Origin of the sequence: Capsulimonas sp. (assembly GCF_039929585.1) — a bacterium.
Lineage (GTDB): Bacteria > Armatimonadota > Armatimonadia > Armatimonadales > Capsulimonadaceae > Capsulimonas.
Window position 1 is genome coordinate 46138 of record NZ_JBDSQY010000208.1, and the last position, 16369, is coordinate 62506.

Here is a 16369-nt window from a genome sequence, read left to right on the forward strand (position 1 = left end):
AGGGTGGAAAGTCAACGTGAGCGTTTGCGCAGCCGAAGTTATGAAACCCACGCCCGTTAGGAATCGCGGGTATGAAACCCACGTCTGGGAGCGCTACGCGCTAAGCGTCCGTGCCGGACGCAAATGCCGGTGGTCGATTGTCCATAAGTTGTCCGTCCGGCACGGACGGGTAGTCGCGAAGCGACTCCCAGACGTGGGTTTCATACCCGCGATTCTTTGGCTCACACGAACGCCATCATGACCTCGTTGGCGAGAAAGACCCCATGGGGCGTCAGGCGCAGCGAGTCGCCGACGGTTTCCAGCAATCCGTCCTTCGTAAATTTCGCGATATCTTCTCGAAACTTCACGCGCGGGTCCACGCCGAACTTCTCAGCGTAGCGACGGCAGTCCACGCCTTCGCCGGTCAGGCGCAGGCCGAGCATCATTGTCTCCGCCATCGTCTCTTCCGCCGTCAGCTCTTCGCACGTGTATGTCAGATCGCCTTGTTCTTCGATCGTCTCGCAGTATTTCGCCGGCGATTTTATGTTCATGAGGCGCTTGCCGTCCAAATAGCCCACGGCGCCGCAGCCGAACCCATAGTAGGGATCGTTGCGCCAGTAGTGGATATTGTGGCTGCAGGCGCGTCCGGGCTTGGCGAAGTTGGAGATTTCGTACTGCTCGTATCCGCCCGCGTGCGCGGCGTCGATCGCCATCTGGAACATCTCCGCCGCCGTGTCTTCGTCCGGCAGCGGCAGGCGTCCTTTTTGGCGCAGCGTATAGAACCCAGTCCCCTCTTCCACAATCAGCGAATAAAGCGAGATATGTTCCGTCTCCAGCGCCATCGCCTGGTCTAAAGTATCCCGCCACTGCGTCTTGGTCTGCCGGGGCAGCGCAAACATCAAATCAATCGAGACGTTGTCGAACCCCGCCGCCCGGGCGGCCTTCACGGCGTTCTTTGCCTCGTCCGCGCTGTGGATTCGGTCTAATGTCTTCAGCAAATTACTATCGAACGACTGCACGCCGAAGGAGATGCGATTGAACCCTGCCTCTCGGAGAACTTCCAGATGCTGAACATCCATTGTCCCTGGATTTGCCTCCGTCGTAATCTCGGCGTCGGGCGCCACCGGCAGACGGTCCAGGACTGCGCGCAGCAGGGCCGCTTCGTCGGTCGCTGGGATGGCCGTTGGCGTCCCGCCACCGAAGAAGATCGTGTCCACCGCCTGTGGCTGAACTGGGGCGCGCTCGATCTCAAGAGTCAGCGCATCGACATAGCGCCGGATCGTGCCGTCCGTGTAACCCGAATAGGAGTTAAAGTCGCAGTAGGCGCACTTACGCACGCAAAAGGGGATGTGAACGTAGCAGCCGATAGTGGGTGTCATGAAGCATTATTGTACCCCATCTGCGTACGTGGTGCATAGATTTGGCGAAAAGTTGAACACTAAGAACGAATGAATTTCAGGAATAGTGCTTGTCCATTGGTCCTCGTCATTAATCCTCTCCAGCATTTTGAGACAAAACGAGAGAAGTCAGATCTTTCACATCGGGGAACCGAATCGTAGCAGTGGCGCTTATATTTTGCGGCAGCTCTGGAGCGTTGAGATCGTTAACTCCAGCAGAAGGCGTAAACTGAAACGACTTAGGATCCATCATTTGGTCGATCCTAATATAGCGGTAGCTTATCGTATCAATCTTAACAGAGCTGGGATGCGTCTTATCGTCAAATCTTGAGATACGAGCGTGTACGTACGCATGAATCATATGGTCGTCAATCCCAATCATAATCGTGTTGAGATCTTGGGTGGTTTCTGAAGAGGAGGCTCTGGTAACTTCTGATGATGTCAGGACGTCACAGGTGAGGCCCTCGACATTTTGTAGGCCGGTGTACTTCATATTTTGCAGTTTGCCATGAGTGACCGCTTTCGCCCAGTTATGCACATTGAAAAAACAGCCTACCTGCTCAGAATCCAGGTCCGAATAGATGCGATGGCGGCTCACTTCTAATGGGTCCTCAGAACTTGATACGGTTGTCGAACCATTTTCCGGCGTGACGAAAACAGCGCGGCGCAGATAAGGTTCGTCCGTAACCGTATGCTGAATAATACTCTGCCCGGGAATACTCATGTTCATAACAGTATCGACCAGTCCAGGGCGCATCAGGCGAATGCTGCCGACGGACCATAACTTGAGATCGCGATACCGGAGCTTGGATTCGTTCATTATGATGTTCTGCGCACTGGGAGCAAAAGTCGCCGTGTAATGTCTGCTCTCTTCCGTCAGGCCTTCCGCCTGCGCGTACGTCTGCTGAACTTCATTAAGCAGCCTCAGTACTTGCGGATCCACAGCAGCTGAGTTAGGGGCCGGAGTTATGGCTGCCTTGGCTGCAGGGCGCTTAGAAGCGTTCGGATAGGCTCGCGCGGCGATATGCAGGGCGCCTCCGCCGAGAGTGAGGCTGGCGGCTCCGATGACTGCGGCAGTTTTGAAACTGGCGATTTTCATGGATCGAATAGCTCCTTGGGTAATTTGGGCGATATGAGGGCTGACGTTGGCGAGCGCAGCGCCGTCGGCAGCCACGGAGGCGCTGAGCGCTTGGATGGCGGTGGTGCATCTATCGGGAATGGCCTTGGCGGCGTGCGCGGCGAGCAGCAGGGAAAGAGCCGAGACGGAGACGGCAATCTCGCGCCGCTGCAAGTGGAGTCGAATCTTTTCCAGCGATCGATCCACTCGCTTTCGTACGCCTGCCTCGGAAATTCCAAGGATCGCGCCTGTTTCGGCAAGGGTTCGTTCCTCGAAAAAGCGAAGAAGGATCGCATTGCGGTCTCGATCTTTGAGCGCCGCCAGGGCGTCGTTGACGAACGGATCGATCGCATCCCATTCGGGTTCGATTTGAGAAGCGCCTCTCAATGTCTGCTCCATCAAGGCTTGCTCCTGTCGCTGACGGCGCTGTTCCGTCCTACGAATATTCTTTGAGACGAGCCGAGCGGCGTTGAATAGCCACGCCGGCAGATGGGGGTGGCGGCGCAGCGCCTTTGCCTTTTGGGCGAGTAAGAGAAAGACAGCTTGCGTGGCGTCCTGCGCCAAGTCGCTGTCTCCAAGTTCTCGGCGACAGGTGGAGTACACCAGCCCCATATGCCTCTTGCTCAGTTCCGAGAATGCCGCCTGAGATTCTCGTTCGGTGAAGTCCCGCAATAGACGTTGATCGTTCAAAATTTCTCTCCCTACAGCTATATATGTGCAGGCGCGACGAAAAAACGCACTTTTTGACGAAGCATTCGGAGATTATTATTTTTGGTGGTGGGAATGTGAGGAGGCTTTTACTTGCCGCCGTGCCGAAGATCGGCGCGGCGGTCTGAGATATATTCCGTGAGAGAGTATTGGCGGCAGGCGCCATCTGCTTTAGCCCACAGCGAAACCAGATGGCTGACTCTCTTGACCTGGCGTCCAGGGTTTGATGAGCCGTGTGCCGGGCGGGGGCGCATATTTGAACGATTTCTGCGTCATTGTTTGATCGACTTTTATATTTTTATAAACAAATGTTTTGACCTGTGTATCGGTAGAGTATTTATATATATGTAGAAAATTATCGGCTCCGATATAGATTCTGATGTTTACTCCTTCGAAACTTCCAGGAAAGGATAATACATCATAAGTCACGCCGTCCACCACTTGTTTACCAGAGTATTTTATGTTTCGAAGGTCGTGATTGAGAACGGTCTCTCGCAGTTCCTGATAGACATTGAAATAAAAATTCGTACCGGGTGTAAACACCCCACCTATACTTGCAAAATACCTATGAGGAACGAGGTTTGAAGAATGGGTAAACGGCGTCCTTGAGTAGCCGGGAACACCAATTGGTTTTGCGTCAAAACCATCGCTATGTGTATATTCTATCACATTAAACTTCGTGTAATACCATATTGCCGAGCCATCCGACACTGTGCGATCAATTTTGTCCTGGTCATATGTCATCTTTGAGTCAACTTCGTCAGCGAGATTAACGTAGTCAGCGAGATTGGGGCTCATCAGTCTTAAGTGCCTGATATCATAAAATCTTTTCCCGCTGAGGTCAATATATTTATCTCCGTTAGAAAAATGGTACTCGCAGTCCTCAGTCAATCCGCGTGCGTGAGTATAGGTTTGCCGGACCTTATTAAGAAGCGTCAGCACGTTGGGATCTATTCCAGAAGTATCGAAGGACTGCTGGGGCGCGAGGGGTATTTTGCGGGCGGCGGCAATCGGCTGTGGGTGGGCGACGGCGGCGAGATGCTGTGCGACTCCGCCAGCGGCGAGACAGACGATCCCAATCGAGGCAGCGCTCTTGAGGCTAGCAATTTTCATGGATTTCAATGTTCCTTGGGTGATTTGTGCGATATGTGGGTTGGCGTGGGAGAGTGCGGCGCTTTCGGCAACGGTGGAAGCGCTGAGTGTTTGGACGGCGGCCTCGCAGCCAGCGGGAACAGCTTTAGCGGCATGTGCGGCTAAGAGCAGGGAGAGCGCTGAAATCGAGACGGCGACATCGCAGCGCCGGAAGTGGGTACGCATCTTTTCCAGTGAGCGTATGATCCGCTTCCGCGCTGCCTCCTGAGAAATTCCAAGGATCTCGCTGGTATCGGCCAGCGTTCTTTCCTCGAAATAGCGGAGCAGGATTGTGTCTCGCTCGTGGTCTTTTAATATCGCCAGAGCATCATTGACGAATGGATCAATCGCTTCCCAGCCAGCTTCATGTTGAGGAGCGCTTGTCAATGTTTCCTCCATTACGACCTGTTCCAGTCGCTGACGTCGCTGTTCCGAACGGCGAATGTTTTTGGAGATGAGCCGCGCAGCGTTGAACAGCCAGGCCGGCAGATGGGTGTGACGGCGCAGCGCCTTTGCCTTCTGGGCGAGTAAGAGAAAGACAGCCTGCGTGGCGTCGTGCGCCAGTTCGCTGTCTCCCAGTTCCCGCTGACAGGTGGAGTACACCATTCCCATATGCCGCTTGCTCAATTCCGAGAAAGCGTTTTGAGATTTCTGTTCGACAAAATCCTGAAGCAGCCGCTGATCGTTCAAATTTTCTCTCCCTACATATTGATATGTGCAGGCGAGCCGAAAATAACCACCCTTTGGCGAAAATTTATTTTCAATAGTCTAGAGAGTGAATGATGAGAGGAAGGGGAGGCGTTTCGGGAGAAGCGCTGTTGAGGCGAGCCGCTCACGCCGCGCCAAAGATCGGCGCGGCGATTGACGGGGAAATGGCGTTAGCCCTCGCCGGCGTTTTGCACTTGGCCGGATGTGCTGGAAGCAGGCGGAACACGAAGCGGGACCGCAGGCGGAATGTAGGCAAACGACGCCGGTTTTAACGGCGTATTCAGCTGGATATTGTCAAATCTTTGGCTGGTGGTAAAAGTCATTCGCGCTTGTGCGCCGTTTTGCCCTCGATCAATCTCCGTATTGCTGTATTGGTGAATAAGATTGTCATCTCCAATATATAATTTTGATTCGAATACATATCCCTCTCTTTGTTGGCGTGTATCCGTCCAAGACAGGACATCATAAGTGACGTCGTCAACATCTTCCTTGCCTGTATCGGTGATTACTTTTAGGCCGCCGATCGGTTCTGTGCTCCGTTTTAGCCACGAGTACACGTTAAAGAATGCGCTTTTGGGATCTGTCGAATTGCTTTTGGGATTGATTGGATCGATCCGATCAAAAATATTGCTCCCATCTAGGGCCGATTTTTTCTCTGGGGATTGGTTATAGTAATACTGATCATAGATCACCTGATCCCAGCATTTTACGCCATCCGAACCGACGCGAGAAGTTGGATTGAGGTCTGCAGATGTTTCCTCATTCTCCGCAAAGTTGGGTCGCATCAGCCGGAGAACCCCCGGAATAGCGCCTTGCACATTATTGTTTCTTGAGATGGTGGTGAGAGTATCTGCGGTCAGCGTCTTCGCCGAAGCGTATTTGTGCTGTACTTTATTGAGGATCGTGAGGACTTGCGGATCGATCCCTGCGGTCGGGTCGGTGGGTTTCTCAGTGGCGGGCGTTTGCGCGGCGACAAGAACTTGCGCCGGCTTATGCGCGTTGTATTGCGCGACGGCGATATGCTGCACGGTCCCGCCAATGGCGAGACTGGCGACTCCGATGGAGGCGGCGGTTTTGAAACTGGCGATTTTCATGGATTTTATTGCTCCTTGGGCGATATGTGCAATATGGGGGCTAGCGTGTGTGAACGCAACGCCTCCCGCGACCGTGGAGGCGCTGAACGATTTGACGGCGGCGACGCAGCCAGCGGGAACGGCCTTGGCGGCGTGCGCGGCGAGCAGCAGGGATAGGGCTGAGATGGTAACAGCGATGTCATGCCGCTTGAAGTGGGTACGCATCTTTTCCAGCGCCCGTTCGATTCGCTTGCGTGCTCCATCCTCGGAGACACCGAGGATCGCGCCGACATCGGCTAAGGTTCGGCCTTCGAAGTATCGGAGCAGGATGGCGTCGCGATCCAGCGTCTTCAGCGCCGCCAGCGCGTTGTTGAGGAGTGGATCGATTGCGTTCCATTCTGGTTCGTTGGGGTAATCGCTTTTGGTTATCTGTTCGATCATGGCCTCCTCGTGTCTTCTGCGGAGCAGTTCGGTCTTACGAACGTTCTTGGCGACGAAGCGTGAGGTGTGAAACAGCCATCCAGGGATGTGTGGGTGGCGGCAGAGCGACTTCGCCTTTTGCGCCATCAGCAGAAAGACAGCCTGGGTGGCGTCCTGCGCCAGATCATTGTCTTCCAGCTCCCGATAACAGGTGGAAAACACCAATCCCATATGCCTCTGGCTCAGCTCTGCGAAGGCTTGCTGAGATCCTTGTTCGACAAAATTCCGCAGTAGACGCTGGTCGTTCACGCTGTTTCTCTCCCCACATGACAGTATGTATATCGGCGTGAAAAACCGGACACATTTATTTTTCGATTTTGATTTTCAATCTTGGCGCCGCACAAGCAAAAAAGCCGCGCCGAAGATCGGGGCGGCTGCCAATCCGCTAAGACTAGCGTGGAGTGTCTATTTGACCAATGAGGGACGTTTCGGAACGGCGTGTTGCGTCTTCGGGAGAACGGCGCGCTTGGGCGGCGTGTAGGGAACAGGATAGAGCTGCGACTGTGGAACGGATTCCAGCGCCTGGCTGGCGCTTTGCCAGCTGAGCTTGGCGTCCGCCATTCCGACATTCGCGAAATACTCAAGGCGAATGTCGTACTTCTTCCCGGCTTCCAGCGCGATCTGACCGGTGTAGTCGGTGTCCCGGTTATCGATCCACTTGTCGATGAGGAGACGCCCATTGACCCACAAACGGCGGCCATTGGAGGATTGCAGATGGAGCGTATAGTTTTCAGAGTAACGCGGCTCGATTTGTCCGGTCCAGCGGGCGGAGAAATGGTTCGTGCGGACGATGGGATCGGGGGAGGTTCTGCCCCAGTCGAAGTCGATCACGGGATCGATGCGCGTTAAGATCGGCGAGCCTGCGAACGGTTTGGTAAGAGGATACTTGCCGTTCGCTGGATCGTTGAAGTACTGAACCGCGAGGCCGGTTCCGGCTGTCGGAGCGGGGATTAGTCCGTAGACGCAGAGCTGACAGGGGCCGCCGTGGACGCCCCAGCTGGGCATGTACATCTTGCCGTTAGTGACCGTCGGGCAGACGAACTTGGCGAAGAGGCCGATGTCGTCCCGCGACGGGAAATCTTTGCTGGTCCAGAGGACGTGCGAGACATCTCGCGCATCGAACGCCGAGAGGGATCCTTCGACGACCTTCTGGTTTGCATTGTCATTGAATGGCGTCGAGGCCCAAAGAATTCCCGTTCCCGGCGCGGCGTTATTGGACGTCACCGAGAGAAATCCGCCGGGCATGCCCCGGTAAAAGACCGGCGCCCGGAATGGGCTGTGCGAGGTTGCGGACGTATTGAACGATCCGTGGTTGGCGTCCGCGCCATTCGTGAATTTGTACTGGCGCAGATAGTCGTTCTCACCCCAGACGTAAACGAATTGGCCGGAAGCGTCCTTCCAGTAGATGGGCGATCCATGAATATGACCCGACTGCCCTCCGACGGGCGCTGTCCCCTGAAACTCCTGAACGATGTTGTTGGCGTCGTTCTCCTTGCCCATGTTGTCGGAATCGATGAGATAGAGCGCGCCCCCCTTACCGCCGCCAAGGAGCAGCTTTGTTCCAGGGATCACCATGACTCCCGATGAGCCTAAGTCGTTGTCCGTGGCGTTCAGCATTTCCCAGTTGGCGGGAGCGAAGTAGTCCAGCACCGACAGCGCGCCGGTGGCCGGATTGGCGGACAGCTTGAGGACGCACTCCCCGAAATTGTCTTTCCCATCAAATGCGCCGTTGCCCGTCATGCAGTAGATATTGCCGGCGTCGTCCGTCGTCAGTCCCTCCCCTGCCTGCCAGATCGAAGACATCGAACCGGACGGAGTGGTGTTCCAGACCGTGGTTTGTTTCAGATCCGAAGCTCGGTATCCCATAATCCAGCCATGGTAATCGCCGATATCGCCATGGGACGCCCAGGCAATATACACAACGCCGTTCACGAGCGTCAGCGCGGCGCGCTGGTTCTGATAGAGGCTGTCAAATTTCGTTGTGACTCCCGCCGCAGTATAAGCGGCAGTGATGACTACGGGGCTATTTGGCCGTTCCTGACCTGTACGGATATCGACGGCATGCAGCTGCTGCGCAAAGTTGTCGCCGGCGACGTGACGTGAGACGACATACAGCGTTCGCGAATCGGTATCGATCACGGGCGTACCGACGATCCCCATGTTCTTCGCGAAGTCCCGATAATCCCAGGCGATGTCGCTTGCCGTCGGAGGGCGCGCGCCGGCGGGCGTAAGGTTCCGGCTCCAAAGCGGCTTCCCCCCGTTCGCCTTGGGATCGTCGGCGTCGAACGCATAGAGCGTATTGTTGACAGTCCCGACGAAAACGACGTTGTGCGGCTTATTGTCTGCGCTCATTGTCAGCGCGGGTATGTAAAGCGGCTGCGTGTAGACCTGATCGTCCACCGGATAGCTAAAGAGCTTCCCGAACGTATTCTTATTGACGTTGCCGACATTCAGCTCCGTCTCATTGTTGTTTTGTCCGCTGCGGGCGTTGTCATTACGCTGTGTCCATATCGTCGCCGGCGAGGCGTGCGCCGCTGTATGGAAAGCCGGCGTAACAATCACGCCGGCAAGGAGCCAGAGAACCCTGACGAAGAGATGTCGATCCATAGTAAGTTTTCTAAAAGTGATATTTCGGAGTGAATTTCTTGTCATCTGGGTGAGATGGCGCACTCTCACGCGCCGTGTGAAAAATGATCTATTCCTGCGTACATAAATAGCGCCCTTATCGAAGTTCAAGGATTTTGGCGTCGTCGCCAGATGTCTGACTGCGGAAAAACCAGTTCCTTCTCTGCGTGCCGGCAGTGGGAACTGGTTTCAAGGCCGACCGCGCCTAAATCAGGCTGAAGGTCAGTGTCGCCGATCCGCTGCCGCCGCCGTTGTTCAGAACGCCGGTTCCACTGGCGCAGGGTGTCGAGGGGCAGTTGGCGGCGTTGGAATCGTCCTGTGCAATATCCGGAGAGCTGGGACTGTGGCCGCTGGAGATGCGCCCCGGTTTGAGATACTTCACATGCCCGTCGGCGGCAATGAAGTTGGCGCCGTCGCTGTTATGGACGGGCGTCGGCGTGCTCACATAGTTGCGATTGGGAAACATGCCGGTCGCATACTTCGCTTCCGTCGCCGTTCCCGATGGCTGATTGGAAAGCGGAGCGCCGATTGCCAGGCCTGCCCCGGAGTTGCTGTCGTTGATATCCGAGGGATCGGCGCCGAAGTTATTCTGAATTTCAAACAGAAGTATCGTGGACGCCGGCGCCGTCATGCGAGCCAAGGGCTGTTTGATCGCGTCCTTGTTGAACCCGTAAGAAACTGGGCTTTTGGGAGCGATGGCCGTCGTGGGGTCATCCGGGCACTTAAACACGGCCTTGCTCTTGATATAGGGATAGACTTTCCCCGCCCACCCTGGGAACTGGTTATCGTAATTAGGATCGGTCGACGGCAGTTCGGCAGGATAGAGAGAGTTGAAGCCAGGCATCAATTCTTCATTGTCCTGGGCGTACTGCATAATCGCCAGGCCGATCTGCTTCTCGTTACTCAAACAGGCGATCTGCCGGGCCTTCTCACGCGCCTTGGCGAATACGGGAAAGAGTATTGCCGCGAGAATCGCGATAATGGCTATGACGACGAGCAGCTCAATCAGAGTAAATCCAGACTTCTTAACTTGTTTCATCCTAATTTTCTTTCTCACTCAATTACGTTTTAATTCGTACGAACTAATTCGTATATACCGCAATTTCTTCTCTTTTGTTCCATATTGCCAACTCTCGCTAGGGAAATTTTTCGTCTTCGTCGATCCCTATATTGATATATGTACGCTCGGACGAAAATACGGACACTTTTTTCGCCCGAGCGCAAAATTCTTTTGGCGCGCTTTGCTGATGATGGGAATTGGGGTTTGCTAAGAGAGCGAGAATGGCCGACGGCGATGTTTATACTTGACACCCTCCCCCTTCGGCATTTATACTAGCCCCATGTCTCGTCCATCCAACCAATCGTGGCTGCACTATGTAGTCCCCTTCGCCCTTTTCATTCTGCTCACCAGTTTGGAATCGTTCTTCTCCGCGCATTACCCCGCATTTTATGCGTTTAAAATCGCCGTGGTCGCGGCGACGCTGCTGATCTTTCGGCCGGCGGATCCGCCGACGGATAAGCTGAGCGTGAAGAACGCCTTGCTGGCGATTGTGGTGGGGGCGGTGATGACGGGAGTTTGGGTGACGGTCGATCCACTGACGCATCACTTTGATTTTTTAGGGAAGCGTGAGGAATACAATCCCTTCACAAAGATCGGGGATGTCAATGGGCGCTCGGCGTTTCTCGCCATTCGCTTTCTGGGATTGGTGGCCGTGGTGCCGCTGATCGAAGAGCTCTTTTATCGAGGTTTCTTGCTGCGTTTCGTTACGGATATGGACAACTTCCGGCGTGTGCCGCCGGGTGTGTTCAACGCCACGGCGCTGGCGGTGAACATCCTTCTCTTCGCCTTTTCCCATCCAGAGTGGCTGGTCGCCGCGATCTTTTCGGCGGCGATGTGCGGCTTGATGTGGAAGACGAAAGATTTACGCGCCTGCGTTTTGGCGCACGCCGTCTGCAATCTGCTGCTGGGAATTTACGTAGTCCACTTCAATGCGTGGAAATACTGGTAGGCGCTTCGTCGCCTCCTACTTGAGAAAGTCCAGCAGCTCGCGGTCAAAGCGTTCCGGCTGCTCCATATGCGGAACGTGTCCGCAGTCGGGAACGATCACGACCTTACAGTGCGGGATGTCCTTCCCGGCGGCCTCGGCCAGCTTTGGAATATTCCCCATCGTCTTTTGCGTCTCTGGGTCGGCGTAGTTTCGCATCACGGCCGTCCGGTCTTGCTCCCCCACAATCAGCAGCACGCTGGGCTTGAGTAAGTTGTACTCGCTGCGGACGGGCTGGCGATAGATCATCTGATAGGTCAATGCTGAAGCCTTTGCCCAGCGGGGATATTCTCCGCTTTGTAACACACAGGACGCGATATCGGCGTAGGGCTGGTAGAGCTCGGGCCTGGGATGGGCGAAATAGCGCGCATAAAAGGCGCTGATCTTTTCCGGCGTCTGCTCCATCTCCGCTTTGTACAAAGTCTCTGTCGTCTGCGGCGGGACCGTCCGGCGATAATCCTCCAGCCCGATCGGATCTTCCAGCACCAACCGCGTCACCCGGTCCGGATACGTCCGCGCAAAGCGCACAGCAAGCATTCCCCCCGTCGAATGCCCAATCACCACGGCCTGCGAGACGCCCAGCGTCTCCAGCAGCTTCGCCGTATTCGCCGCGAGCATATCGAAACTATAGTCGATATCCGGCTTAGATGACTTCCCAAAGCCGATCTGATCCGGGACCACCACCCGGTACCCCGCCTGCGTCAGCACCCCGATCACCCGCGCCCACGAGTTTCCATAAAAGTTCTTCCCATGCAGCAGCAGAACTGTTTGGCCGTTCGCGGCGCCCGCAGGCGCGACATCCATATAAGCCATGCGGACCGGCTGACCTTCAATCTCGAAGGATAAGGACTTAACGGGGTATGGGTATGGATAACCTTCCAGCGCAATACCCAGCGTCTCCGTGGTGATTGTGGGAGTGTTTTGCGGATGGGCTGCGGTGACTGACGCTATCAAGGCAATAGCAATCGTGAGCGCCCTGCCGTGTCTGCAAAACGAGGACACGGCGGACAAATGGGATTGGCGCGATGGAAGACATTTCATGCAAGCATCTTAGCCATATTGCGCCCTGTGCAAACGACAAATTCTAGGCGCCCTACCAATCAATGGATATAGTTTATATTTGCTGTATAATGTAAATAATGAATTTACATATGGAGACAAAAATAAACAAAATCCTCAGATCATGGCCTTCAGGGACTGTGGCTCTGTCGTCATGGCTTGAGGAGATGGAAGTCTCTCGCCAGCTTCAGCAGTCCTATCAGTCGACGGATTGGATTGCAAGTATCGGACATGGCGCTTTCCGGCGACCCGGCGACGCCGTGGACTGGCTTGGCGGCCTCTACGCGATCCAGAAGCAGGCGCATCTGAATATCCATGTGGGCGGACGAACGGCGCTGGGACTCCTAGGCCAGGCGCATTATCTGGAGCTCAACCCTCAAGCAATTCAATTATTTTCGCCGCGCAATGTCAATCTGCCGACCTGGTTCAAGAATTACGATTGGGGCGCCAAATTACAGTTACGCCATACGGACTTCCTGCCGCCGCATGTCGGCTTGGTGGACGTGGAAAGCAAGCTGTTTACTGTGCGAGCCTCCAGCGCCGCGCGGGCGATAATGGAATGTCTGTACCTCGCTCCAGACACATTTGATCTCATGGAAGCGTATCAGATTATGGAAGGGCTGGACGCGCTCCGTCCCATCATAGTTCAGCAACTGCTGGAGCAATGCCGATCAATCAAGGTGAAGCGTCTTTTTTTGTTCATGGCGGAACAAGCCGGGCACGCCTGGGTTCGACATCTCGATCGCTCTCAAATCGAAATTGGTCATGGAAAACGCAGCCTTGTCCCAGGCGGCGTTTACGTCCCAAAATACCAGATTACCGTTCCTCGGGAATTGGTAAAATTATGAGCACCCCTAAATATCGAAGTCAGGTACTTTTACTTCTGGATATCCTGCCGGCGGTAGCGGACGAGGAATGTTTCGCGCTGCACGGCGGCACGGCAATCAATCTCTTCGTGCGCGACATGCCGCGTCTTTCCGTGGATCTGGATCTGACCTATCTGCTTATTGAAGACAGAGGCGCCACTCTCGCAAATATTATCGTCGCTCTCCGATCAATACAAACCAGGATCACGGCTAAGTCTCCCAGCATTCGCATCACGATAGATACGGATCGTTTTAAGCTTCTATGTAGTCGCCAGGGAATACAGGTGAAGATCGAGGTAAATACTACTATGCGCGGGGCCTTAGGCGCCCCGAAGATGCGTGTCCTGAGTGAGAAAACACAGAGTACTTTCGATCGCTTTGCGGAAATGCGGATCATGCCTCTCGGGCAGGTTTACGGAGGCAAGATTTGCGCCGCGCTGAGCCGTCAGCACCCTCGTGACCTGTTCGACATCAAATACATGCTCCAAAATTCAGGCTTCGATGATGAAATCAAACGAGGCTTTCTGCTGTGTCTTTTGAGTGGAGAACGCCCGATCCATGAGATGCTTCGGCCCGCTCTCCTCGATCAGCAGGCGACCATGGAGCATCATTTTGCCGGAATGACGGAAGAACCGTTTGGCTATGCTCAGTTCGAAGAAACACGAAACACTCTGATTGCGGTGATCCACAATCGATTAACGGAAACTGATCGAGAATTTCTGATCAGTTTCAAAAACGGCTCCCCTGAGTGGGATCAATACAGCTTTGCTGACTTCCAAAGATTTCCCGCCGTGCAGTGGAAGCTGCAGAACATTCGTAAACTTAAAGAGACTAATGGTTCGAAACATCGGGGACAGTTGGAGGCTCTCAAAGCGAGTCTGAGCGCAGTCACATTTGAACCTGGAGCGTCTTAACCATACTGCGCCTCGTGCAAACGTCGATAAATCCCCGCTGCGGCGACGAGTTCGTCGTGGCGGCCTTGTTCGGCGACGCCGGTTTCGTCGACGACGACGATGCGGTCGGCGTTGCGGATGGTGGCGAGGCGGTGCGCAATCACGAGAGTGGTGCGGCCGATGGCGAGTTCGGCGAGGGAGGCCTGGATCGCGCGTTCGGTTTCGGTGTCGAGGGCGGATGTGGCTTCGTCGAGGATGAGAATGGGCGGGTTCTTCAGGAACATGCGCGCGATGGCCATACGCTGCTTCTGGCCGCCGGAGAGCTTGACGCCGCGTTCGCCGGTGACGGTGTCCAGACCTTCGGGGAGACCGGCGATCATTTCGTCCAGGCGGGCGCGGCGGGCGGCGTCCATGATCTCCTCATCGGAGGCGCCGAGGCGGCCGTAAGCGATGTTCTCGCGGATCGTCCCGGCGAATAAGAAAACATCCTGTTGGACGATGCCGATGTTGCGCCGCAGCGAGGCAAGCGTCATCTGACGGATGTCGATCCCGTCCACGGTGATGCGGCCGGAATCGAGATCGTAGAAGCGCGGGAGCAGCGAGCAGAGCGTGGTCTTGCCGGCGCCGCTTGGGCCGACGAAGGCGACCATCTCGCCGGGAAGGATTGCGAGATCGATGTTCTTTAAGACCTTTTTGTGCTCGTCGTATCCGAAGGTCGCGTCCTCAAATTGGATGGCGCCGCGCAGATGGCCGACTTCCACGGCGTCCGGCGCGTCGGTAATATCAGGCGCCGTATCCATCAATTCTGTGTAACGCTTGAAGCCGGCGATGCCCTTGGGATAGGTCTCCAGCACCGCGCTGATCTTTTCGACGGGGCGGAAGAAAACGTTGGTCATCAGCAGGAAGCCGACGAAGTCGCCGATGGTCATCTTGTCGTGCAGGAAGAAGTACGCGCCCGCGATCATGACGAAGATCTGTACGATCCGCATGGTCATGTAGCTGAGCGACATGCTTTTGGACATTAGGCGATAGGCGTTCAGCTTGGTGTCCCGGTAGCTGTCGTTGTCCTTGGCGAAGAGGGCGCGCTCGTGGTCTTCGTTCACGAACGCCTGCACCACGCGAATCCCGCCGATGTTTTCCTCAATGCGCGCATTGAAATTCCCGACCTGCTGGAAGAGCGAGCGCATGTTGAGCGTCATCGCCCGCCCGTAACGCGTGGAAAGCCAGAGCATCGGCGGGACCACGAGGCCGGTGATCAGCGCCAGCTTGACGTTCATCGTCAGCATCAGCAGGAATGAGCCGATAAACGTCATCACCGCAATAAAGGCGTCTTCGGGTCCGTGGTGCGCCACCTCGCCGATATCTTCCAGATCCTTGGTCACGCGGCCGATCAGATGGCCGGTCTTCTGGTTGTCATAGAACCGAAACGACAGCTTTTGCAGATGATCGAAGACCTTGCGGCGCATCTCCGTCTCGATCGAGATCCCAAGCACGTGGCCCCAGTAGTTGACGATATACTGCAAGCCCGTGTTCACGAGATAGATCGCCAGCAGGCCGATGGAGGCCCCCAGAATCAAGGCCCAATCGTGCTTGGGCAGGAGCTCATTGATGAAGGTGCGGGTCGCCATCGGAAACGCCAGCTCAAAGATGCCGGAGATGACCGCGCAGGAGAAATCGAGCAGAAAAAGGCCTTTGTAGGGCCGGTAGTACGAGAAGAAGCGCTTGAGCATGGAACGTCGCCGATCTAATCCACGGGGTGATGACAAGGGAATTTGTCTAACGATATCGCTTGTTATTGTACCGCTTTTCTGTCCAGAACGAACCTTGCAAGCTTCATCGGATTACAGGGTGGTGATCGGCAGGACGATCGTGGTGTACTCTTTGACGAGGCTATACGGCTTCCCGTTGTGCGCGCCGGAGCGCTGATGTTCGACTAAGGCGCGGACATTGTACGAGCCGGATTTCGCCGGCGTGAACCGCGCTTCGCCCTTGTCGTCGGTCGTCAATTTGACATCGTCATTGGAGCTTGGGATCTGGACGACGATGTCGGATTTCGCCGCTGGCTGATTGTTTTCTTTCACCGTAAGGACGATCGCTGCGCCGTCGCGGCGGGCGAACAGTTCCAGGGGAAGGTTTACGGTCTCCGAGGCGTCGGTGAGGTCGGTGACGGCCTTTGCGTAATACTCCAGGAAAAACGCCGTCTTACCGGGTTCTCGGGGAGGGACGATTCCCCAGCTGCATCCTGCCGCGACGGCTTTGGCGCCGGCGGGCAGCGCGGATGTGAGGAA

11 protein-coding genes and 1 pseudogene are annotated in these 16369 nt (G+C 55.4%); 3 read left to right on the forward strand and 9 right to left on the reverse strand.

Going from position 1 to position 16369, the window contains the following annotated elements; translation table 11 throughout:
- Positions 1–221 precede the first annotated feature (221 nt).
- The 6 genes from hemW to ABIZ35_RS15290 form a co-directional block, all read right to left on the reverse strand.
- The gene (gene hemW / locus ABIZ35_RS15265) at positions 222–1358 is read right to left on the reverse strand and encodes a radical SAM family heme chaperone HemW (RefSeq protein ID WP_348220782.1); all 1137 of its coding nucleotides are present in this window, start codon (positions 1356–1358) and stop codon (positions 222–224) included.
- A 109-nt stretch (positions 1359–1467) separates the two neighbouring features.
- Positions 1468–3183, reverse strand: a complete 1716-nt coding sequence (locus ABIZ35_RS15270) for a sigma-70 family RNA polymerase sigma factor (RefSeq protein ID WP_348220783.1) — start codon at positions 3181–3183, stop codon at positions 1468–1470.
- A 189-nt stretch (positions 3184–3372) separates the two neighbouring features.
- A complete protein-coding gene (locus ABIZ35_RS15275; protein ID WP_348220784.1) occupies positions 3373–5022 on the reverse strand; it encodes a sigma-70 family RNA polymerase sigma factor in 1650 nt (549 codons plus the stop codon).
- Between the two features lie 188 nt (positions 5023–5210).
- On the reverse strand, positions 5211–6842 hold the full coding sequence (locus ABIZ35_RS15280) for a sigma-70 family RNA polymerase sigma factor (protein ID WP_348220785.1): 1632 nt from the start codon (positions 6840–6842) through the stop codon (positions 5211–5213).
- 156 nt (positions 6843–6998) lie between these two features.
- Positions 6999–9200, reverse strand: coding sequence for a PA14 domain-containing protein (locus ABIZ35_RS15285; RefSeq protein WP_348220786.1), 2202 nt, complete (start codon positions 9198–9200; stop codon positions 6999–7001).
- A 223-nt stretch (positions 9201–9423) separates the two neighbouring features.
- On the reverse strand, positions 9424–10257 hold the full coding sequence (locus ABIZ35_RS15290) for a DUF1559 domain-containing protein (protein ID WP_348220787.1): 834 nt from the start codon (positions 10255–10257) through the stop codon (positions 9424–9426).
- A gap of 301 nt (positions 10258–10558) precedes the next feature.
- Between ABIZ35_RS15290 and ABIZ35_RS15295 the strand changes: the two genes are divergently transcribed.
- Positions 10559–11227, forward strand: coding sequence for a CAAX prenyl protease-related protein (locus tag ABIZ35_RS15295; protein WP_348220788.1), 669 nt, complete (start codon positions 10559–10561; stop codon positions 11225–11227).
- A 15-nt stretch (positions 11228–11242) separates the two neighbouring features.
- Here ABIZ35_RS15295 and ABIZ35_RS15300 read toward each other — a convergent pair whose 3' ends face one another.
- Positions 11243–12217 carry an alpha/beta hydrolase gene (locus ABIZ35_RS15300; protein ID WP_348220789.1) on the reverse strand — a complete coding sequence of 325 codons (975 nt, stop codon included), beginning with the start codon at positions 12215–12217 and terminating at the stop codon, positions 11243–11245.
- A gap of 197 nt (positions 12218–12414) precedes the next feature.
- On the opposite strand from ABIZ35_RS15300, the gene ABIZ35_RS15305 reads away from it, so the two are divergent.
- Both ABIZ35_RS15305 and ABIZ35_RS15310 read left to right on the forward strand, forming a co-directional pair.
- On the forward strand, positions 12415–13170 hold the full coding sequence (locus ABIZ35_RS15305; RefSeq protein ID WP_348220790.1) for a type IV toxin-antitoxin system AbiEi family antitoxin domain-containing protein: 756 nt from the start codon (positions 12415–12417) through the stop codon (positions 13168–13170).
- Complete coding sequence (locus ABIZ35_RS15310) at positions 13167–14102, forward strand: nucleotidyl transferase AbiEii/AbiGii toxin family protein (protein WP_348220791.1); 936 nt, start codon at positions 13167–13169, stop codon at positions 14100–14102. The genes ABIZ35_RS15305 and ABIZ35_RS15310 overlap by 4 nt, the downstream gene beginning before the upstream one ends.
- Here the strand turns inward: ABIZ35_RS15310 and ABIZ35_RS15315 are convergent.
- Both ABIZ35_RS15315 and ABIZ35_RS15320 read right to left on the reverse strand, forming a co-directional pair.
- Positions 14099–15811: an ABC transporter ATP-binding protein gene (locus ABIZ35_RS15315; protein WP_348220792.1), complete on the reverse strand. Its 1713-nt coding sequence runs from the start codon at positions 15809–15811 to the stop codon at positions 14099–14101. The two genes, ABIZ35_RS15310 and ABIZ35_RS15315, sit on opposite strands and share 4 nt — an antisense overlap.
- 111 nt (positions 15812–15922) lie before the next feature.
- Positions 15923–16369: pseudogene (locus ABIZ35_RS15320) on the reverse strand (hypothetical protein); the annotation flags it as partial.